This window comes from Heyndrickxia coagulans DSM 1 = ATCC 7050 (assembly GCF_000290615.1).
Lineage (GTDB): Bacteria > Bacillota > Bacilli > Bacillales > Bacillaceae_C > Weizmannia > Weizmannia coagulans.
On the sequence record NZ_ALAS01000194.1, the window covers coordinates 1 to 20,984 of the forward strand.

21 protein-coding genes and 1 other annotated feature are annotated in these 20,984 nt (G+C 51.4%); of the genes, 20 read left to right on the forward strand and 1 reads right to left on the reverse strand.

Annotated elements, in window-relative coordinates; genetic code table 11:
- Positions 1-419: 419 nt before the first annotated feature.
- The gene (locus tag IC21_RS09730) at positions 420-698 is read left to right on the forward strand and encodes a YlmC/YmxH family sporulation protein (RefSeq protein ID WP_013858986.1); all 279 of its coding nucleotides are present in this window, start codon (positions 420-422) and stop codon (positions 696-698) included.
- A gap of 44 nt (positions 699-742) precedes the next feature.
- Here IC21_RS09730 and IC21_RS09735 read toward each other — a convergent pair whose 3' ends face one another.
- A complete protein-coding gene (locus IC21_RS09735) occupies positions 743-1,279 on the reverse strand; it encodes a 3D domain-containing protein (RefSeq protein ID WP_017554169.1) in 537 nt (178 codons plus the stop codon).
- A 276-nt stretch (positions 1,280-1,555) separates the two neighbouring features.
- Here IC21_RS09735 and pgeF point away from each other — a divergent pair, with 276 nt between their 5' ends.
- From pgeF to pyrE, 19 genes are all read left to right on the forward strand, one after another.
- The gene (pgeF, locus tag IC21_RS09740; protein ID WP_029142303.1) at positions 1,556-2,380 is read left to right on the forward strand and encodes a peptidoglycan editing factor PgeF; all 825 of its coding nucleotides are present in this window, start codon (positions 1,556-1,558) and stop codon (positions 2,378-2,380) included.
- Positions 2,377-3,054 (forward strand): YggS family pyridoxal phosphate-dependent enzyme, encoded by a 678-nt coding sequence (locus tag IC21_RS09745; protein ID WP_029142302.1) that lies wholly within the window; start codon positions 2,377-2,379, stop codon positions 3,052-3,054. Before pgeF ends, IC21_RS09745 begins: the two co-directional genes overlap by 4 nt.
- Positions 3,055-3,080: 26 nt before the next feature.
- On the forward strand, positions 3,081-3,530 hold the full coding sequence (locus tag IC21_RS09750; protein WP_013858990.1) for a cell division protein SepF: 450 nt from the start codon (positions 3,081-3,083) through the stop codon (positions 3,528-3,530).
- A 5-nt stretch (positions 3,531-3,535) separates the two neighbouring features.
- The gene (locus tag IC21_RS09755) at positions 3,536-3,808 is read left to right on the forward strand and encodes a YggT family protein (RefSeq protein WP_017554172.1); all 273 of its coding nucleotides are present in this window, start codon (positions 3,536-3,538) and stop codon (positions 3,806-3,808) included.
- Positions 3,809-3,868: 60 nt separating this feature from the next.
- Positions 3,869-4,645, forward strand: coding sequence for a YlmH family RNA-binding protein (locus IC21_RS09760; protein ID WP_017554173.1), 777 nt, complete (start codon positions 3,869-3,871; stop codon positions 4,643-4,645).
- 106 nt (positions 4,646-4,751) lie between these two features.
- Positions 4,752-5,267 carry a DivIVA domain-containing protein gene (locus IC21_RS09765; RefSeq protein WP_014095546.1) on the forward strand — a complete coding sequence of 172 codons (516 nt, stop codon included), beginning with the start codon at positions 4,752-4,754 and terminating at the stop codon, positions 5,265-5,267.
- 49 nt (positions 5,268-5,316) lie between these two features.
- Positions 5,317-5,537: a binding site (T-box leader), on the forward strand.
- A 93-nt stretch (positions 5,538-5,630) separates the two neighbouring features.
- Positions 5,631-8,399: an isoleucine--tRNA ligase gene (gene ileS / locus IC21_RS09770; RefSeq protein WP_029142301.1), complete on the forward strand. Its 2,769-nt coding sequence runs from the start codon at positions 5,631-5,633 to the stop codon at positions 8,397-8,399.
- A gap of 201 nt (positions 8,400-8,600) precedes the next feature.
- The gene (locus IC21_RS09775; protein WP_013858995.1) at positions 8,601-8,849 is read left to right on the forward strand and encodes a hypothetical protein; all 249 of its coding nucleotides are present in this window, start codon (positions 8,601-8,603) and stop codon (positions 8,847-8,849) included.
- Positions 8,850-9,040: 191 nt separating this feature from the next.
- On the forward strand, positions 9,041-9,538 hold the full coding sequence (gene lspA, locus IC21_RS09780) for a signal peptidase II (protein ID WP_013858996.1): 498 nt from the start codon (positions 9,041-9,043) through the stop codon (positions 9,536-9,538).
- The gene (locus IC21_RS09785) at positions 9,510-10,421 is read left to right on the forward strand and encodes an RluA family pseudouridine synthase (RefSeq protein WP_019721964.1); all 912 of its coding nucleotides are present in this window, start codon (positions 9,510-9,512) and stop codon (positions 10,419-10,421) included. The genes lspA and IC21_RS09785 overlap by 29 nt, the downstream gene beginning before the upstream one ends.
- A 169-nt stretch (positions 10,422-10,590) precedes the next feature.
- The gene (pyrR, locus tag IC21_RS09790; protein WP_029142300.1) at positions 10,591-11,133 is read left to right on the forward strand and encodes a bifunctional pyr operon transcriptional regulator/uracil phosphoribosyltransferase PyrR; all 543 of its coding nucleotides are present in this window, start codon (positions 10,591-10,593) and stop codon (positions 11,131-11,133) included.
- Between the two features lie 230 nt (positions 11,134-11,363).
- On the forward strand, positions 11,364-12,266 hold the full coding sequence (locus IC21_RS09795; RefSeq protein ID WP_029142299.1) for an aspartate carbamoyltransferase catalytic subunit: 903 nt from the start codon (positions 11,364-11,366) through the stop codon (positions 12,264-12,266).
- A gap of 15 nt (positions 12,267-12,281) precedes the next feature.
- Entirely contained in the window at positions 12,282-13,610 is a 1,329-nt protein-coding gene (gene pyrC / locus IC21_RS09800; RefSeq protein WP_029713814.1) for a dihydroorotase, read from the forward strand.
- Positions 13,607-14,704 carry a carbamoyl phosphate synthase small subunit gene (locus IC21_RS09805; RefSeq protein WP_029142297.1) on the forward strand — a complete coding sequence of 366 codons (1,098 nt, stop codon included), beginning with the start codon at positions 13,607-13,609 and terminating at the stop codon, positions 14,702-14,704. Before pyrC ends, IC21_RS09805 begins: the two co-directional genes overlap by 4 nt.
- A complete protein-coding gene (carB, locus tag IC21_RS09810) occupies positions 14,688-17,888 on the forward strand; it encodes a carbamoyl-phosphate synthase large subunit (protein WP_029142296.1) in 3,201 nt (1,066 codons plus the stop codon). The genes IC21_RS09805 and carB overlap by 17 nt, the downstream gene beginning before the upstream one ends.
- Positions 17,885-18,661 carry a dihydroorotate dehydrogenase electron transfer subunit gene (locus IC21_RS09815; protein ID WP_029142295.1) on the forward strand — a complete coding sequence of 259 codons (777 nt, stop codon included), beginning with the start codon at positions 17,885-17,887 and terminating at the stop codon, positions 18,659-18,661. Before carB ends, IC21_RS09815 begins: the two co-directional genes overlap by 4 nt.
- The gene (locus tag IC21_RS09820) at positions 18,658-19,632 is read left to right on the forward strand and encodes a dihydroorotate dehydrogenase (protein ID WP_013859004.1); all 975 of its coding nucleotides are present in this window, start codon (positions 18,658-18,660) and stop codon (positions 19,630-19,632) included. Before IC21_RS09815 ends, IC21_RS09820 begins: the two co-directional genes overlap by 4 nt.
- On the forward strand, positions 19,625-20,332 hold the full coding sequence (pyrF, locus tag IC21_RS09825) for an orotidine-5'-phosphate decarboxylase (RefSeq protein ID WP_029142294.1): 708 nt from the start codon (positions 19,625-19,627) through the stop codon (positions 20,330-20,332). The genes IC21_RS09820 and pyrF overlap by 8 nt, the downstream gene beginning before the upstream one ends.
- Positions 20,332-20,967 (forward strand): orotate phosphoribosyltransferase, encoded by a 636-nt coding sequence (gene pyrE, locus IC21_RS09830; RefSeq protein WP_029142293.1) that lies wholly within the window; start codon positions 20,332-20,334, stop codon positions 20,965-20,967. Before pyrF ends, pyrE begins: the two co-directional genes overlap by 1 nt.
- Positions 20,968-20,984: the final 17 nt, after the last annotated feature.

Sequence of the window (20,984 nt, forward strand, 5' to 3'; positions counted from 1 at the left end):
AGGAGAAGACGTAAAAATCCGCTAGCCGCTAGGAGCCGGAGCTGGACAATAAGAAAAGCGGAGGCGACTGTACAGCGGCGTACGGATTTTATTAGGCCTCTGACTGAGATTGAGTGAAACTGCAATCATCAGGGCCATTGCCCTGATGATTGCAAGTTGAACCAATCGGACATTTACGGGCAGTTGCCACCGTCTAACTTACTAGGGTGTAATTTCTGAGTGCCCATGGCGGGGTTCTTACTGCCCGTTAATGTGGGATAAAGGAAACACGGCGAGGAACGAGCCGATGCCCGCTTACCGTAGGGAAGAGGCCGGAAAATCCGCTAGCCGATAACGCTCGCTGCTTTTCTATTCGTAAAATGCTCCTCCCGTGCATAAACTTGTATTACATGGCGGAAAGACAGCAGGGGGGAGAGCAGATGGTCCGGATTTCGGATTTTCAAGTGAAGGATGTTGTCAGCATATCGGACGGCAGAAAACTCGGAAACGTGGAAGATATTGATATCAACCTGGATAATGGCACAATTGAAAGTATCGTTGTCGGCGGCTCATCGGGGAAAATGTTCGGCTTATTTGGAAAAGAGGACGAAGTGGTCATCCCGTGGAGCAACATCGTAAAAATCGGCACCGATGTTATCCTCGTCAGGTTTAAAGAGTCGGCCTATACACAGCAGCAGCTGCAGGAACCGAAAAAATAAGCGTGGCCTGGAAAAGAAAAAAAAAACGGCCGCGCAGCCGTTTTTTACTTATACACTTTAATTGTCACTGTTTTGCGGCCCCACTGAAGGGCTTTCTTTTTACTTGAAATAAATACATCAATTTTTTTCCCTTTGATAGCCCCGCCGGTATCACCGGCAACCGCCGTACCGTAACCCGGAACGTACACTTTCGAACCGAGCCGGATCACCTTTGGATCGACCGCAATCACTTTTGCGGAAGGATGCCTTTTCAAGTTGATGCCGGTGGCCGTAATCCCGCCGCCGGAACCCGCTGTGTAAGCCGTTGCTTTCACCGTCATCGTGCGGTAAGAAGAAGAGGAAGACGAAACTTTTTTTGCGGGCGTTTTCGTCTGGATTTTCAGCCTCTGCTTCACCCGGATGACATTTGACCTCAAGTGGTTCCAGCTCTTCAACTGTGCCACGGTCACATGATATTTTCCGGCGATTTTATATAATGAATCTCCCGGCTTAACCGTATATGTCGTTGTTGCCGCAAATGCGTGTCCCGTTCCAATTGACAACATACATACAGTCAGTAATGATACCAAAGTTTTCTTCAAATTCATTACCTCTTCTATGTAAGTGATTTATACCAATAGAGTAGCAGTTTAATATAACAGAAAAGTAACAGCCATTTATTAGTTTCGTTACAAACCCGTTACATCCGGGAAATTTCCAGATGATCCCCCGTTTTTAAGCTAAAAAGTAGAGAATTTTGATGAAATTTGCTATAAATAAAATCAGTACGGAAAAAAACGCATTCAATGCGAAAATGTATAGAAGACATATGGATAAAAAGGTATAATAGTACAAAAGAGAAACCGGGTGAGGGTGTGATGAGAGAACCGTTTGTAAAAACACAGGCATTGTATTATGCTGTCGGCGCCTGGCAAAAAAACGGGATATGTGCCGGATTTACAGTGAAAAACGGCGGCACAAGCAAAAATTTTCCCGGCAGTTTAAACCTTGCTTTCCATGTGGACGACGATCCTGAATCGGTCAGGAAAAACCGGGAGATCGTTGCAAGTGCAACCGGATTCCCTTTATCAAACTGGATCGGCGCCGAACAGACGCACGAAGACCATGTGCAACGGGCCACGCGCAAAGATGCCGGCAAGGGGGCGGCTGAATACCGTTCCTCTTTTCCGCATACGGACGGATTGTACACCGATGAAAAAGAAATCTTGCTTGTGCTGGCGTTTGCGGACTGTGTGCCGGTTTTCTTTTTCGCATCGAAGTACGGCCGCGTCGGGATCGCACATGCGGGGTGGAAAGGAACCACCCGCGGGATTGCGGCTAAAATGGTTGAAAAATGGGTAAAGGATGGGGTGCCGCTTGATGAAATAGAAGCCGTCATCGGACCGTCCATTTGCGGCAAGTGCTATCTTGTCGATGACCGTGTCATCCAGGCTGTCCGCCCCTGGACCGGCAAAGGAGAAAAATTGCCGTACGCGGAAAAATCACCCGGCCAGTATGCGCTCGATTTAAAGCAGTTAAATAAAATCATATTACAGCAGGCAGGCATTCCGGAAAGTCGGATCGCAGTCAGCAGCCTGTGCACAAGTTGTTGTGAAGAAGACTTTTTTTCGCACCGGCGTGATCACGGCTCTGCCGGGAGAATGCTTGGCTTTATTGGTATAAAAGGAGCACCGGAGAGATGAAAGTATCGGAAAACCTCGCGCACATCAACGAAAAAATTGAAAAAGCGTGCCAAAGGGCAGGAAGAAGCCGCGGGGATGTGGAAATCATTGCAGTAACGAAATATGTCACAACAGAAAGGGCAAAAGAGGCACTGGAAGCAGGCATTCGGCATCTTGGCGAGAACCGAGACGACGGCCTTCTGGCAAAATACGAGGCGCTCGGAACCCGCCCCGTCTGGCATTTTATCGGGACGCTGCAGACAAGAAAAGTTAAAAACATTATTGATAAAGTCAGCTACATACACTCTTTGGACCGACTGAGCCTTGCGGAGGAAATCGAAAAAAGGGCGGCAAAATTGGATAAAGAAATCAAATGCTTTATTCAGGTGAATGTTTCCGGGGAAGAATCGAAACACGGGATGGCGCCCGGGCAAGTGGTTGATTTTGTCCGTAAACTGAAGGATTTTCCGCATATTTGCGTTGCGGGCTTGATGACGATGGCGCCGCTTACGGAAGATCAGGACGTCATCCGGCGCACATTCCGCGGGCTGAAAACTTTGCAGCGGGATATTGAATCGCTGCATTTGGGTTACGCTCCGTGCCGTGAATTGTCGATGGGAATGTCCAATGACTTTGAAATTGCAGTAGAAGAAGGGGCGACTTTTGTCAGAATCGGCACTGCGCTTGTCGGATAAGGGAAAACAAACGGAGGTGTAATGGAATGGGACTGAAAACGAAATTTAAGTCATTCTTTTTGCTTGATGATGAATACGAAGACCAGGAAGAAGAAATGATGGAAAAAGAGTATGAAGAACCCGAGCAGCCCGCTGAGAAACCGGTCCGGCATGCGCGGCAAAATGTGGTCAGCCTGCAAAGCGTCCAAAAGTCTTCAAAAGTCATTCTGGTGGAACCGCGGGTTTATGCCGATGCACAGGAAATTGCCGACCATTTGAAAAACCGGCGCGCGGTGGTCGTCAATTTGCAAAGCATGCCGCATGACCAGGCGAAGCGGATTGTCGATTTTCTGAGCGGGACGGTGTACGCCATTGCAGGCGATATCCAGAGAGTCGGCAGCAATATTTTTCTTTGTACGCCGGATAACGTGGAAGTTTCCGGAAAAATTTCTGAATTCCTGCAGGGGCAGGAATATGACGATACGAGGTGGCCATAAACCGGATGGATCCAATTCTAGTCTCAATTTTAAACATCATTCTGCTTCTCATGAGAATTTACTCTTACATTCTCCTGATTTATATCTTTATGTCGTGGTTTAATCTCAGGGACACCGACATCGGGCGTTTGTTTGCGCGCGTTTCGGAACCTTATCTTGACCCTTTCCGCAGAATCATTCCGCCGATCGGCATGATTGATATTTCTCCGATCGTCGCTTTTTTTGTCCTGGATTTGGCAAGAGCCGGCATTGCGCAAATTTTTTCTTGGTTCATGTAAAAAAGCCATTTTCAGAAAAAGGGACTGTGCAGTTCCTTTTTTTAAAAGGAGCAAAGACAAATGGATTCGATTTACCAGCATTTCCGGCCGGATGAAAAGGAATTTATTGACCAGGTGCTGGCCTGGAAACAATACGTGGAAGATGCGTATGCCCCAGAACTGACGGATTTTTTGGATCCGCGGATGCAGCAGATTGTCAACACGGTGACCGGAAATCACGGCGCGGTCTCTGTCCGGGCTTTTGGCGGATACAAAGAGAGCGAGCGGAAAAGAATACTGCTTTTTCCTGACTATTTTTCTCCGGATGAGGACGACTTCCATCTTGCCTTATTCGAAGTACATTACCCTGCCAAATTTGTTTCCTTTGAACATAAACATGTGCTTGGTTCGCTGATGGCGCTCGGCCTGAAACGCGAAAAATTCGGGGATATTTTAATCGGGGAAGGGCGCATTCAGTTTTTCGCTGCGGCCGAACTTGCGGACTTTATTCAAATGGAATTCCGGCAGATCGGAAAAACGCCGGTCACCCTTACGAAAATGCAGTTGGATCAGGCCATCCGGCAGCAACAACACTGGCTTGAAAAACAGGCCACCGTCAGTTCGCTCCGCCTTGACGCGATTTTGTCCGCCGTTTATAACATTTCAAGGCAGAAAACGCGGATGCTGATTGAGCACGGGCTTGTGAAAGTGAACTGGAAAACAGTGGAAGACCCGTCATTCCAGTGCGGGGAAGGCGATACTTTTTCAACCAGGGGATACGGGAGAAGCCGGCTCATCCGGGTGGAAGGCAAAACGAAGAAAGAAAAATGGCGAATGGTGGCAGGGATTTTAAAATAATTTGATTGATTAGCAGGATTTTCCCAAAAAATCGTCGAATTCCATTATAATATAAAAAGAAGGGGAATCTTGCAATCGAGAGTCAAATTGAACAGGAGGTGGCCACATGCCTTTAACGCCTTTAGATATACATAATAAGGAGTTCAGCAAAGGGTTTCGCGGCTATGATGAAGATGAAGTAAATGAATTCCTTGACCAGCTGATAAAAGATTATGAAATGCTGATCCGCGAAAAGAAAAACCTGGAAGATAAAGTGGCGTCGCTAAACGAACGGCTGAGCCATTTTACTTCCATTGAGGAAACTTTAAATAAATCGATTGTTGTTGCCCAGGAAGCGGCGGAAGAAGTAAAGGGCAATGCCCAGAAAGAAGCGAAGCTGATCATCCGCGAGGCGGAAAAAAATGCCGACCGGATTGTCAATGAAGCCCTTTCGAAAGCAAGGAAAATTGCGCTCGAAATCGAAGAGCTGAAAAAACAGTCGAAAGTCTTCCGGACGCGCTTTAAAATGCTGATTGAGGCGCAGCTTGACCTGATTGATAGCGATGACTGGGAAAAGCTGATGGAATTTGAAGTCGATGCTACGGAGTTTGAACTGGAAGAAGAAGAAGCAAATCAAACTTGACGAATCCGAACACGGTCCACTATAATGGAATACATTCAATACTGTATACGAAAAAACGATGACAGGGCAGTAGGGTTGTGAAAGCTTTCCAAGCGAACCGGGGACAGTGCGAGCCCGGCAAAGCGCGCAGCCTGAACATCCCCCTTGAGTTCTTGCCTTGAACGCCGAAAAGGCCAGTAGAGTTAAGCGGGACCTTCCACGTTACGGATGTCGAGCGGGCATATTGGATGCCTACTAGGGTGGTACCGCGGGAACCTTCTCGTCCCTATTTTGGGGATGGGAAGGTTTTTTTATTGGATTTTTGGCAAGGCTGAACATAACAAAAAATTCAAAATACAATATGCAAAAGGCAGGAGGATCAGCATGGATTACAAAGATACACTTTTAATGCCGAAAACGGATTTTCCGATGCGTGGAAATTTGCCGAAAAAAGAACCGAAAATCCAGGCAAAATGGGAAGAAATGGATATTTATCAAAAGGTGATGAAACGCACGGAAGGAAGGCCGCTGTTTGTGCTCCACGACGGGCCTCCGTATGCAAACGGCGATCTCCATATGGGCCACGCCCTGAATAAAACATTGAAAGACATCATCAACCGGTTTAAATCGATGACGGGTTACCATGCCCCTTATGTACCGGGCTGGGATACGCACGGGCTGCCTATTGAGCAGGAACTGACAAAAAAAGGCGTAGACCGGAAATCAATGTCGGTTGCCGAATTCAGGAAACTGTGCGAAAAATATGCCCATGAGCAAATCGATCGCCAGCGGACAGCGTTTAAACGGCTCGGCGTGCGCGGCGACTGGGAAAATCCGTATTTAACGCTCCGGCCCGCATATGAAGCCGAGCAAATCAAAGTATTCGGGGAAATGGCGAAAAAAGGCTATATTTACAAAGGCCTGAAGCCGGTATACTGGTCCCCTTCCAGCGAATCCGCGCTTGCAGATGCAGAAATTGAGTACAAAGACATCAAATCGCCATCGATTTATGTTGCGTTCGACGTAAAAGACGGAAAAGGCGTGCTTGACACGGACACAAAAATCGTCATCTGGACGACGACCCCTTGGACCATTCCGTCAAACCTCGGCATTGCCGTCAATCCGGAGATCAACTATGTGGTCGTAAAAACGGGCGGCAACAAATATCTGGTTGCCGAAGCCCTGCTTGAAGAAGTAAGCAGCGTTTTGGAATGGGAAAACGCGGAAGTCGTTCAAACAGTTCCGGGGAAAAAGCTGGAGTACATTGTCGCAAAACATCCGCTGTACGGCCGCGATTCGCTCGTCATGCTCGGCGACCACGTTACAACCGACAGCGGGACCGGCTGCGTCCACACCTCGCCCGGACACGGGGAAGATGACTTTCTCATCGGCAAAAAATACGGGCTTGATGTGCTTTGCGCGGTAGATGACAAAGGCATGATGACAAAAGACGCGCCCGGTTTTGAAGGGCTGTTTTACGACAAAGCCAACAAACCGATCTGCGAAGCACTGGATCAGGCAGGTGCGCTTTTGAAACTGAAGTTTTTAACGCACTCGTACCCGCATGACTGGCGGACGAAAAAACCGGTAATTTTCCGGGCAACATCGCAATGGTTCGCATCGATTGACATGTTCCGCGATGACATTCTGAAAGCTGTTGAAGATGTCAAATGGACGCCTGTTTGGGGCGAACTCCGGATGCATAACATGATCCGCGACCGCGGCGACTGGTGCATCTCCCGCCAGCGTGCATGGGGCGTGCCGATCCCTGTTTTTTACGCGGAAAACGGCGAAGCGATCATCACGGAAGAAACCATCCGGCATGTGTCCGACCTGTTCCGCAAACACGGATCAAACGTCTGGTTTGAACGGGAAGCGAAAGACCTGCTTCCGGAAGGCTTTACGCACCCGGGCAGCCCGAACGGCGTATTTAAAAAAGAAACGGATATTATGGACGTCTGGTTCGATTCCGGTTCTTCCCATCAGGGCGTGCTGGCTGCACAAGAAGGCTTGAAACGGCCGGCTGATTTGTACCTTGAAGGTTCCGACCAGTACCGCGGCTGGTTTAACTCGTCGCTCATTACCAGTGTGGCGGTAACAGGGCGCGCCCCGTACGACGGCGTTTTAAGCCACGGGTTTGTGCTGGACGGCGAAGGCCGGAAGATGAGCAAATCGCTCGGCAATACGATTTTGCCTGGCAAAGTGGTTGAACAGCTGGGGGCTGACATCATCCGCTTGTGGGTCGCTTCCGTTGACTATCAGGCGGATGTCCGGGTTTCCAATGAAATTTTAAAACAAGTGTCCGAAGTCTACCGGAAAATCCGCAATACGTTCCGGTTTATGCTGGGCAATCTGAACGACTTCGACCCGGCCCGGCACCAAGTTGCCTATGAAGATTTGCGCGAGGTCGACCGGTTTATGCTTGTCAAATTGAACAAGCTTGTAAAAGAAGTGCGGGAAGCTTATGAACGGTACGAGTTTGCCACGATTTACCATGCGGTGAACAATTTCTGCGCCACAGACCTCAGTTCGTTCTATATGGATTTTGCAAAAGACGTGCTGTACATCGAACTTGCAGACAATCCGGAACGCCGTGCGATGCAAACCGTTTTGTATGAATGCCTTGTTGCCTTAACCAAGCTATTGTCGCCGATTTTGCCGCATACAGCTGATGAAGTCTGGCAGTATATTCCGGGTGTGACGGAAGAAAGCGTCCAGCTGACCGATATGCCGGAATATGTGGATTTGCCGGATGCTAGTGCGCTTGAAGAAAAATGGAATGCGTTTATGGCGCTCCGGGGAGACGTTTTAAAAGCATTGGAAGAAGCGCGAAATGCAAAAGTAATCGGGAAATCGCTGACGGCAAAAGTAACCTTGTATGTGAATGAGGAGACGAAAGCACTGCTTGACAGCATTTCGGAAAGCAAAAAGCAATTGTTCATTGTATCGGGATTTGAAGTGGCAGGCGCCATTGAAGACGCGCCGGAAAATGCGCTGAAGCTTGAACACGCGGCTATTGTCGTCGAAAAAGCGGAAGGCGAAACATGCGAACGGTGCTGGGTTGTAACGCCGGAAGTCGGCCTGGACCATGACCATCCGACGCTCTGCCCGCGCTGTGCACAAGTTGTGAAAACATTGATGCGGGAAGTGTGAAGCTTTAAGCCGGGGCTTGCATGAAGACATGCAGCGCCGGCTTTTTTAACGGATTTCAGCCCATTGCCAGCGCCGGATTTTAACTGGCAAAAACCGTTTGCCGCTGCATGATTTTGTTACTTTTAGAAAACGTTTTTCCGCAAACAAGCCTTGCCTGCGGGAATGCTAAAACCAACAAAGAAGCGGGGAGGCTGTTGGAAGATGCGTAAAGATCCGAAAATTTGGCTGCAATCGCTACGGGCTGAATTATCCGTGTACGAGGCGAAACATGAGCTTGTGCAACATCTGGTTCAGGAGGAACTGAAAGAGATTGAGGCGGCATTGGACGGGTTCCACGGCACCCGGAAAGTTGCCCCGGGCCTTGCGGAAATCCCTTCCCTGTTGCCTGCGGACCGGCAAACCATCCTGTCATACGGCAAAGTAACCGTCCCGTATGATCTTATTCACTAGAAAAGGGCATTGCTTTTGCGCAACTTCAATCAGCAAGAATCCGCCTGAAAAAGCAGGCAGGGACGGGCGGACCGGGATCCGGCCGTCCGTTCTTTTCACTGCCTGTTGTTTATGCTAAAATGCAGGAAGAAATATATTCCGGGCCAGGCGGCATTTTGCGCCTGCCGTAAACACAGGCGGAGGAAAAGCGATTGGTTATTTTTTATTATGCGGTTGCACTCATTGTGGTCATCCTGGACCAGCTGGCAAAATGGCTCGTTTTAAAAGGGATGGCGCTCGGGGAAAGCATTGAAGTGATTCCGGGTTTCTTTTTTCTCACATCGACGCGCAACACAGGCGCTGCCTTCAGCATACTGGAAGGGCAGATGTGGCTGTTTTATCTCATCACCCTGGTTGTCATTGCCGGCATTCTTTATTACATACAAAAATACGCAAAAAACAGGGCGCTGCTTGGCACGAGCCTCGGCCTCATATTAGGGGGGGCAATCGGCAACTTTATTGACCGCCTGTTCCGCGGCGAAGTTGTTGATTTTGTCCATTTGCGTTTCGGCAGCTACGATTTTGCCATTTTTAACGTGGCGGACGCCAGTTTAACGATTGGCGTTGTACTGTTGCTGATTTCAATGCTTTTGGAAGACAGAAAGACAAAGGAGAAAACCGATGGAAAAAATGGATCACACCATTCTTGAACACGAAGCAAATGAACGGCTTGATAAAATTGTCTCATCCATCCGGGAAGAATGGTCGAGATCACAAGTCCAGCAATGGATTAAAGATGGCGATATTACCGTAAACGGCAAAAAAGAAAAAGCAAATTACAGATGCCAGGCAGGGGACCTGGTTGAAATTGAGGTGCCGGAGCCGGAATTGCCGGATATTGAACCGGAAGACTTGCATCTTGATATATATTATGAAGATGCCGATGTGCTTGTCGTTAATAAACCAAAAGGCATGGTTGTCCATCCGTCAAACGGGCATTTTACAGGGACGCTTGTAAACGGCCTGATGTACCACTGCAAAGATCTATCGGGCATTAACGGCGTGCTCCGCCCCGGGATTGTCCACCGGATCGACAAGGACACATCCGGGCTGTTAATGGTGGCCAAAAATGATTACGCGCACGAAAAGCTGGCGGCACAGCTCAGTGAAAAAACGGTGACCCGCAAATATTTTGCGCTTGTCCACGGCAATATTCCGCATGAAGCCGGCACCATTGACGCCCCGATCGGAAGGGACCCGGCTGACCGCCAGCGGATGGCCGTGGTCGATAACGGAAAAGACGCGGTGACCCATTTCCACGTGCTGGAACGGTTTGACCGGTATACATTTATCGAATGCCGGCTTGAAACGGGGCGCACCCACCAGATTCGCGTCCATATGAAGTATATCGGCCATCCTTTAGCAGGCGACCCGAAATACGGGCCGAAAAAAACGATTGATTTCGGCGGCCAGGCGCTCCACGCCGGGGTACTCGGTTTTTGCCACCCGCGCACCGGCGAAACGCTCACATTTGAAGCGCCGCTGCCGGATGATTTCGCGCATCTTTTAAACACAATGAGGCGCGGTTTGTGAACATCACGGTATAAAAAATATTGACAAACGGATGAAAAACGGGTAAGGTAAAAATAACTTCATAAGCCTTTTAAAAACAGTCCCGTGAGGCTGGCAAGGGAACGTTCATTTTACAAAGCCTTCCTGCCTTCGGTGCGGAAGGCTTTGATTTTTCCCGGGAGGAGACACCATGGCCCAAAAAGCGGTAGTAATGGATGAAATCATGATCCGCAGGGCGTTGACGCGGATCGCCCACGAAATCATTGAACGGAATAAAGGCATTGAAGACACGATGCTCATCGGGATTAAAACGCGCGGCATTTATCTCGCTGATCGCCTGGCGGAAAGGATTGAGAGAATCGAAGGGCGCAAAGTCGAAGTCGGCGAGCTGGACATCACGCTGTACCGCGATGATTTATCGAAAAAAATGGCAGACGGCGAACCGGAAGTGAAGGGCGCGAACCTGCCATCCAGCATCACCGGTAAAAAGATCGTGCTTGTCGATGATGTGCTCTATACAGGCAGGACAGTGCGCGCGGCGATGGACGCGCTGATGGATATCGGCCGCCCGAGCCGGATCCAGCTCGCGGTGCTCGTTGACCGCGGCCACCGGGAATTGCCGATCCGCCCCGATTTTATCGGGAAAAATATCCCGACGAGCCAGTCGGAAAGAATCGTTGTACAATTGACGGATGTGGACGGGCGGGACCTGGTCACAATCCATGATGTGTAATCCTTTTAAGCAAGCCCTGTGAGGTTTGCAAAGGAGTTTTGAAAGCCCCTTTGCACCCTTGAGGCAAAGGGGCTTTTCCATTGAAATGAATACGGAACACCTTTTAACTGCAAGTCCGGAGAGGCTTGGAAGGGTGCCGGCCGCGCAAGGCTTTTGACTTGCCGTGCCATTTCACGCACCCTGCCATCAGCAGGGTGCTTTTTTGGGTTAAAAACAAAGGAGGATGGAAAATGCAGCATTTTCTGACGATATCCGATTTGGGCAATGAGGAAATTTTGGAACTTCTGGATGAAGCCGATGCCTTTTCAAAAGGGGCCGTATGGAAAGCACCGGAGCCGGTTTTTGCAGCCAATTTGTTTTACGAGCCGAGCACGCGGACAAAATGCAGCTTTGAAGTGGCAGAACGGCGGATTGGCCTTGAGCTGCTTCCGTTTGAAGTCGGGGCTTCAAGCGTGCAAAAGGGTGAGACATTGTACGACACCGTGAAAACATTGCAGTCGATCGGCGTCAAACTTGTTGTGATCCGCCACCAGGAAGATGAATATTACAAGCAGTTCGCCGGAAATGTGGCGCTTTCGATTGTCAATGCGGGAGACGGCAGCGGCCAGCATCCGTCCCAGAGCCTCCTCGATCTGCTGACGATCAAACAGGAATTCGGCGGCTTTCGCGGTTTAAAGGTGTGTATCATCGGCGATATCGTCCACAGCCGTGTTGCCAGATCAAACGCCGAAGCATTGAAAAAGCTCGGTGCCACCGTCACTTGTTCGGGGCCTACAGAATGGTTTGACCCGACCATGCATCTCCGGTACGTCCCGGTCGATGACGGCGTAGCGGAGGCGGATGTCGTCATGCTGCTCCGCATCCAGCATGAACGCCATAAAGAAACCGGCCATCTGACAAAAGAATCGTACCACCGTGCATTCGGCCTGACGGTGGAACGGGAACGGATGATGAAACCGGGCAGCATTATTATGCACCCGGGGCCGGTCAACCGCGATGTCGAGATTGCAAGCAGCCTTGTGGAGTGCAGCCGGTCGCGGATTTTCAAACAAATGGAAAACGGCGTGTTTGCCCGGATGGCGATTTTAAAAACGATTTTACAGAAAGAAAAAGCGGTTTTCCAGACAGCTTGAAAAATGAAGGTTGCTATGGAGCGGGATTTTAACAAAAAAGAAAAGGTGGTTTGCCAAGTGGACTGGTTGATTAAAGGCGGAATGGTTTTAGATGAAAAGGGAAAACCGGCAAAGCGGGATATCCGGATCAAAGATGGAAAAATCGCGGAAACCGGCCCGGAACTGAAAGAAGCGGGCGAGCAGGTATATGATGCAACCGGGCTCACGGTTCTCCCCGGGTTTGTCGACTTGCATGTGCATTTGCGGGAACCGGGGTTTGAACAGAAAGAAACGATCCGCACCGGGACAATGGCCGCGGCAAAAGGCGGGTTTACAACGATAGCTGCGATGCCAAACACCAAACCGGTTACCGACCGGCCGGCGCGCCTTTTATCCCTGCAGGAAAAAATCAGCCGGGATGCGGTTGTGCGCGTGCTTCCTTATGCTGCAATTACCCTTGATGAAAAAGGCGGCGAACTCGTGGATTTTGCCGGCTTAAAAGCAGCAGGCGCCTTCGCGTTCACGGATGACGGCGTCGGCGTGCAGGAAGCGGGGCAGATGCTGGCTGCGATGGAGCGGGCAAAAGCACTCGGCATGGCGGTCGTTGCCCATTGTGAAGACAATTCGCTTATCCGGGGCGGGTGCGTGCATGCCGGATCTTTTGCGGCGGCGCACGGGTTAAAAGGGATCCCTTCCGTATGCGAGTCGGTGCAGATCGCCCGCGACGTGCTGCTTGCAGAACATACAGGCTGCCATTACCATGTCTGCCATATCAGCACGAAAGAATCCGTCCGGGTTGTCCGTGACGCAAAACGGGCCGGCATTCCGGTGACAGCGGAAGTGACACCGCACCATTTGCTCCTTTCTGAAGACGACATCCCGGGCCCTGATGCCAACTGGAAAATGAACCCGCCGCTCCGGTCGAAAAGAGACCGCGATGCCCTTATTGAAGGCCTTTTGGACGGCACGATTGATTTTATCGCCACTGACCACGCCCCGCATACCGCAGAGGAAAAAGAAAAAGGCATTGAACGGGCGCCATTTGGCATCACCGGATTTGAAACAGCTTTTCCGCTTTTATATACACATTTTGTTGAAACCGGCATATTTACGCTAAAACAGCTTGTTGACTGGATGACAAAAAAGCCGGCTGGTGCGTTCGGGCTTCCATACGGGACGATGAAAACCGGGGCGCCCGCCGATATCACGGCAGTGGACCTGGCGGCAGAAAAAACAATTGACCCGGACCGTTTTTTATCGAAAGGAAAAAATACCCCGTTTCAGGGGCGCGTGTGCAAAGGCTTCCCGCAAGCCACATGGGGGAGCGGAAAACTGGTATGGGAAAAGGAGCTGGCATTGAAATGAAAAGGCAACTGATCTTGGAAGACGGCACCGTTTTTAGAGGGGAAGGTTTTGGCAGTGCAAAAGAGGCTTATGGGGAAATCGTTTTTACAACCGGGATGACCGGCTACCAGGAGACATTAACAGACCCGTCTTTTTACGGCCAGATCGTCACTTTCACCTACCCGCTCATCGGGAACTACGGCATCAATTGGAACGATTTTGAAGCAGCTAAGCCGTATGTGAAAGGGGTTGTGGTGAAAGAAGCGGCTTCGTACCCGTCAAACTGGCGGAGCACTTTAACGCTCGATCCCTTTTTAAAAGAAAAAGATATTCCCGGCATATCCGGCATTGATACCCGCAAACTGACAAGACAAATCCGCGCTTTCGGTACGCTCAGGGCCGCCCTGTGTGCCGAAAACGAAGACCCGGCAGCTGTTGTCAAACACCTTCAAGCCAAACGTGCCGTTCATGATGCCGTTGCAAGAGTATCCACAAAGAAGCGTTACGAAATGGAAGGGCCCGGCAAACATATTGCCCTTGTCGATTTCGGCGCGAAAAAAAGCATTTTAACCGAACTTTCAAAACGGAACTGCCGCGTTACCGTGCTGCCGTACGATACAACAGCGGCGGACATTTTACAGCTCCGGCCGGACGGGGTGATGTTGTCAAACGGCCCCGGCAACCCGAAAGATGTCGCCTGCGCGGTTGACATGGTAAAAGGATTGCTCGGGAAAGTGCCGCTTTTCGGGATCTGCCTCGGGCACCAGCTGTTTGCGTTGGCGTGCGGCGCCGATACATTCAAACTAAAATTCGGCCACCGCGGCGCGAACCATCCTGTCCAGGACATCCAAACGGGGAAAACGGTTATCACCTCGCAAAACCACGGCTATGCAGTCGATGAAAAGTCGCTTGCCGGAACAGGCCTTATCGTAACGGAACGGGCGTTGAACGACGGCACGATTGAAGGGCTGGCACATCGCAAATACCCTGCTTTTACTGTCCAGTACCATCCGGAAGCATCGCCGGGCCCGCACGATTCGAACCCGTTATTCGACAAATTTTTAACCATGGTTGAAAAACAAAAGGAGGAACAAACCTATGCCAAAACGCACTGATATCGAAAAAATTCTTGTGATCGGATCCGGCCCGATCGTGATCGGCCAGGCTGCTGAATTTGATTACGCTGGCACGCAGGCCTGCCTTGCTTTAAAAGAAGAAGGGTATCATGTCGTTTTGGTCAATTCCAATCCGGCAACGATTATGACCGATACGGAAATGGCGGATAAAATCTATATCGAACCGCTCACGCCGGCATTTGTCGCCCGCATCATCCGCAAAGAACGCCCGGATGCCCTCCTGCCGACGCTTGGCGGCCAAACCGGTCTCAACATTGCAATGGAACTGGCGAAATCCGGCATCCTTGACGAGTACGGCGTCGAAGTGCTCGGAACAAGGCTTGGCGCCATTGAGCAGGCGGAAGACCGGGAAGCGTTCCGCGAACTGATGGGAAAACTTGGCGAACCGGTACCGGACAGCATGATCATCCATACACTTGAAGAAGCTTACCGGTTTATCGAAAAAACGGGCTACCCGGTCATCGTCCGGCCAGCTTACACGCTGGGCGGAACGGGCGGCGGCATCTGCTGTAACGAAGAAGAGCTGATCGAAACCGTGTCAGGCGGATTGCGCCAGAGCCCCGTCCACCAGTGCCTGCTTGAAAAAAGCATTGCCGGTTTTAAAGAAATCGAATACGAAGTGATGCGCGACAGCGAAGACCATGCCATCGTCGTCTGCAACATGGAAAACATTGACCCGGTCGGCGTCCACACCGGCGATTCGATTGTCGTCGCCCCGAGCCAGACGTTAAGCGACAAAGAGTATCAGATGCTGCGCAATGTATCATTGAAAATCATCCGCGCCCTCGGCATCGAAGGCGGCTGCAATGTGCAGCTCGCGCTTGACCCGGACAGTTTTCAATATTATGTAATCGAAGTCAATCCGCGCGTCAGCCGTTCATCCGCGCTCGCTTCGAAAGCAACCGGATACCCGATTGCGAAACTGTCAGCAAAAATTGCAGTCGGGCTCACGCTGGCCGAGATGAAAAACCCGGTCACCGGCACTTCTTACGCCAATTTTGAACCGGCGCTTGATTATGTCGTCACAAAAATTCCGCGTTTCCCGTTCGATAAGTTTGAACAGGCATACCGCAGGCTCGGCACGCAAATGAAAGCAACGGGCGAAGTGATGGCGATCGGCCGCACTTTTGAAGAATCGTTGTTAAAAGCGGTACGGTCGCTTGAAATCGGCGTCCATCATTTGGAACTCGGGGAAGCATCCGGTATGGACGTGATGGAAAAACGGATCAAAAATGCCGGCGACGAACGCCTTTTTTACATCGCAGAAGCGCTAAGAAAGGGTGTCACGGTCGGGCAGCTGCATGACTGGAGCAAAATCGACTTGTTTTTCCTTCATAAGCTGGAAAACATCATCCGCTTTGAAAACACGCTGCGGGAGGCGCGATGGGACAAAGAGGCGGCCCGGAAAGCAAAAGAAATGGGCTTTGCCGATAAGATGATTGCCAGGCTGTGGAAAGCGGCAGAAGAAAACGTGTACGCATGGCGCAAAGAAAACGGCATTTTGCCGGTCTATAAAATGGTCGATACATGTGCCGGCGAATTCGCATCAGAAACGCCGTATTTTTACGGCACATATGAAGAAGAAAACGAATCGGTTGTGACAAACAGAAAAAGCATCATTGTCCTCGGCTCCGGCCCGATCCGGATCGGCCAGGGAATCGAGTTTGACTATGCAACTGTCCATGCGGTTTGGGCAATCCAAGAAGCCGGGTACGAAGCGATCATCATTAACAACAACCCGGAAACCGTCTCTACCGACTTCAGCATCTCGGACAAGCTCTATTTTGAACCGCTGACGATTGAAGATGTCATGCATATCATCGATTTGGAACAGCCGGAAGGGGTTGTTGTCCAGTTCGGCGGCCAGACGGCGATCAATCTCGCGGAACAGCTCGCAACACGCGGCGTGCGCATTCTTGGCACTTCGCTTGAAAATCTTGAGCGTGCCGAAGACCGCGACAAGTTCGACCATTTGTTAAACCGGCTTGGCATCAAACGCCCGCTCGGAAAAACCGGCACTTCGGCGGAAGAAGCCGTCCGAATTGCGGCTGAAATCGGCTATCCGGTGCTCGTGCGCCCGTCGTTTGTGCTCGGCGGACGGGCGATGGAAATCGTCTACCATGAAGAAGACTTGCGCCAGTATATGAAACATGCGGTGAAAGTCAGCCCGAACCAGCCCGTTTTGATTGACCGTTATGTGACAGGGCAGGAGTTTGAAGTCGATGTGATCGCGGACGGCCAGGACATTTTAATCCCGGGCATCGTCGAGCATATTGAACGGGCCGGCGTACACTCCGGCGACTCGATCGCAGTCTATCCGCCGCAGCGGCTTTCCGATGCATTAAAAGCGGAAATGGCGGAGACGTGCCGCAAGCTTGCTTCAGAGCTTGAAATCAAAGGGTTGATGAACATCCAGTTTATCGTCTCGCACAATGAACTCTTTGTTATCGAAGTGAACCCGCGCTCAAGCCGGACGGTTCCGTTTTTAAGCAAAATTACCGATGTCCCGATGGCAAAACTTGCGATGAAAGTGATTTTGGGCGAATCGCTTGAAAACCTCGGCTATGGCACTGGCCTTGGGCCGGAAAAAGCGGAAGTGTTCGTGAAAGTGCCGGTTTTCTCTTTTGCAAAATTGAAGCGGGTGGAACCGACACTCGGCCCGGAAATGAAATCGACGGGAGAAGTGATGGGTTGCGACCGTACATTTGAAAAAGCGCTGTACAAAGGACTCGTTGCAGCAGGCATGAAGCTTTCGCCGGATGGCAGCATCCTGTTTACGGTTGCCGATAAAGACAAACCGGAAGCCCTGCCGCTTGCAAAGCGCTTTGTCGAGGTCGGTTTTACTTTAAAAGCAACGGCGGGGACGGCAAAATTTTTAAGGGAAAACGGCCTGGCTGTCGAAGAAGTAGCAAAAATCGGCGGCGACGGGGAGACCGTGCTCGACTCGATCCGGAGGGGCGATGTGCAATTTGTCCTGAACACGATCACAAAAGGCCGGCAATACGAACGTGACGGGTTCCGGATCCGCAGGGAAGCGGTCGAATGCGGCATCCCGTGCCTGACTTCGCTTGATACGGCAGCGGCCATCTTGTCCATTTTGGAATCGATGAGTTTTTCGATTATGCCGATGGTGCAGGGGGCAAAGCAGGCGGTGCACGCATGATCCAGGAATATATGACCGTGAAAAGCAACCGGCTGATTGCACAGGATATTTGGGAAATGGTGCTTGCCGGCAGTTTGGTCCGGCAAATCGCCCGCCCCGGCCAGTTTGTTCATGTCAAAGCGGGAAGCGGGTTTGACCCGCTCCTGCGCCGCCCGATCAGCATCGCGGCGGTGGACCGCAAAAACGGCGCGCTCACCTTGTTGTACCGGGTACAGGGAAAAGGAACGCGCCTGATGGCCGAAATCACACCCGGCGCACGGCTCGATGTGCTCGGCCCCCTTGGCAACGGGTTCCCGGTGGACGCGCTTCGCCCCGGGCAAAAAGCGCTCCTTGTCGGCGGCGGCATCGGGGCCCCGCCGCTGTACGAGCTGTCCCGGCAACTTAAAGCAGGCGGCGTTGAAGTCCGCCACGTGCTCGGATTTGAATCGGCAGCCCACGCTTTTTACGTGGAGAAGTTTTCAGCGCTTGCCCCGACATCTGTCGCAACAGTGGATGGTTCATGGGGGACGAAAGGGTTTGTAACGGATGTACTGGCAGCGGAGAATTGGGCGTTTGACTGTTTGTACGCATGCGGCCCGGCTGCGATGCTGCGCGCATTGGAAGCGGCATACCCGGCGCGGCACGGCTTTTTCTCGCTTGAAGAACGGATGGCATGCGGAACCGGTGCTTGCTACGGGTGCGTTTGCCGCCCGAAAAATGACCCGGCCGGCACCGCTTCGAAAAAAGTATGCAGCGACGGACCTGTATTTGAAATGGGGGAGATCATAATATGACCGAATTACCTGAACACCATCCCGAAAGACGGGGCATAAAGCGCCGTGTTCTCCCGGATTTGCGCGTCGAACTGCCGGGCTTGTCCTTGAAAAATCCGGTCATGCCGGCATCGGGCTGCTTCGGTTTCGGGCGTGAGTACAGCCGTTGGTATGATTTGAGCGAACTGGGCGCAATCATGATTAAAGCGACAACAAGGGAACCGCGCTTCGGCAACCCGGTCCCGCGGATTGCGGAAACAGAATCCGGCATGCTGAATGCAATCGGCCTGCAAAATCCGGGGCTGGCAAGTGTGCTTGCGGAAGAGCTCCCGTTTTTACAGGCATATGATGTCCCGGTCATTGCAAATGTTGCCGGCTCCACTTTTGAAGATTATGTCTACGTTTCAGACCATCTTTCAAAAGCGCCGAATGTGCACGCGCTTGAACTCAACATTTCCTGTCCGAACGTGAAATCCGGCGGCATCGCGTTCGGCACCGATCCGGAGATGGCGTTTGAACTGACACGGCAAGTAAAAGCTGTCTCGGAAGTGCCGGTGTATGTGAAACTTTCCCCGAATGTCACTGATATTGTGGCGATTGCCAAGGCAGCAGCATCCGGCGGTGCCGACGGGCTCACGATGATCAACACACTCCTCGGCATGAAAATCGATTTGAAAACGGCGCGCCCGGTTCTCGCCAATGAAACAGGGGGGCTTTCCGGGCCGGCCGTCAAACCGGTTGCCGTCCGGATGGTTTACGAGGTGAGCCGGGAAGTGGATATCCCGATTATCGGCATGGGCGGCATCATGACGGCGGAAGATGCAGTGGAATTTTTATACGCCGGCGCTAGTGCAGTCGCAATCGGCACCGCGAATTTTATTGACCCGCTTGCCTGCCCGCGCATCATCCGCGAACTGCCGGCGGTGATGGAACAGCTCGGCGCCGGAAGCATTCAAGACCTGATTGGAAGGAGCCACAAGCAGCATGCATAAACCGATCATCGCCCTTGATTTCTCGTCGGAAGAAGAAGCGCTCGTTTTTTTACAGCAGTTTGGCAGCGAGCCGCTCTATGTCAAGGTAGGAATGGAATTGTTTTACCAGGCCGGCCCTTGTTTGATTGCTGCCCTGAAGGAAATGGGGCATGACATTTTTCTTGATTTAAAGCTGCATGACATTCCGAATACAGTGAGGCGGGCAATGAAAGGGCTAGCCCGGCTTGGAGCGGATATGGTGAACGTCCATGCCGCCGGCGGTTCGGACATGATGAAAGCCGCTTTGGATGGTTTGGAAGCCGGCACCCCTGCATGGAAAAAGCGCCCGGCGATTGTCGCGGTAACACAGCTGACAAGTACTTCGGAAACGCAAATGCAAAAAGAACAAGGCATTTTAAAACCGCTGCGCGAATCAGTGCTGGATTACGCTGTGCTTGCTTATGATGCGGGGCTTGACGGCGTTGTCTGCTCCGCTTTTGAAGTCCCTGATATTACGGCGCGGCTCGGCGGGGCGTTTTTGAAAGTGGTGCCGGGCATCCGGCTGGCCGGGGATGATGCTTCCGACCAGAAACGCGTCGTTACACCGGCGAAAGCGAGGGAACTCGGTTCGACCGCAATTGTCGTCGGGCGTTCGATTACGAAAGCGCCCGACCCGTACGAAGCTTATGTAAAAGTGAAACAACAATGGGGGAACGAATAATGGAAAAATACATTGCCGGACAATTGCTTGACATTGAAGCTGTTTTTCTAAAACCCGGTGAACCTTTTACATGGTCATCCGGAATCAAATCGCCGATTTACTGCGATAATCGCATTACCTTATCAATCCCGAACCTGCGGAAAGAAATCGCCATCGGGCTGAAAAAGCTGATCGAAGCACACTTCCCGGAAACGGAAGTGGTGGCAGGCACGGCAACTGCCGGGATTGCCCACGCCGCTTTTGTCAGCGACCTGATGAACCTGCCAATGGTATACGTCCGTTCAAGTGCAAAAACACACGGCAAGGGCAACCAGATCGAAGGGCGGATTGCAGCCGGGCAAAAAGTTGTCGTTGTCGAAGATTTAATTTCAACCGGCGGCAGCGTGCTCACCGTTGTCCGCGCATTGCGGGAAGCCGGCTGCGAAGTGCTCGGCGTTGTCTCGATTTTTACGTATGAACTTCCGGCCGGGGCTGCAAATTTTGCGAAAGAAGGCATCATCGCTTACGCTTTATCGAATTACTCCACGCTGCTTAAAGTTGGCGTGGAAAAAGGGCTGATCCGGGAAGAAGACTTGGCGACACTCGAGGAATGGCGACGGGCACCGGAAAAATGGGGGAAATCCAAAAAGGGCTGAACAAGATACTTTGGTTT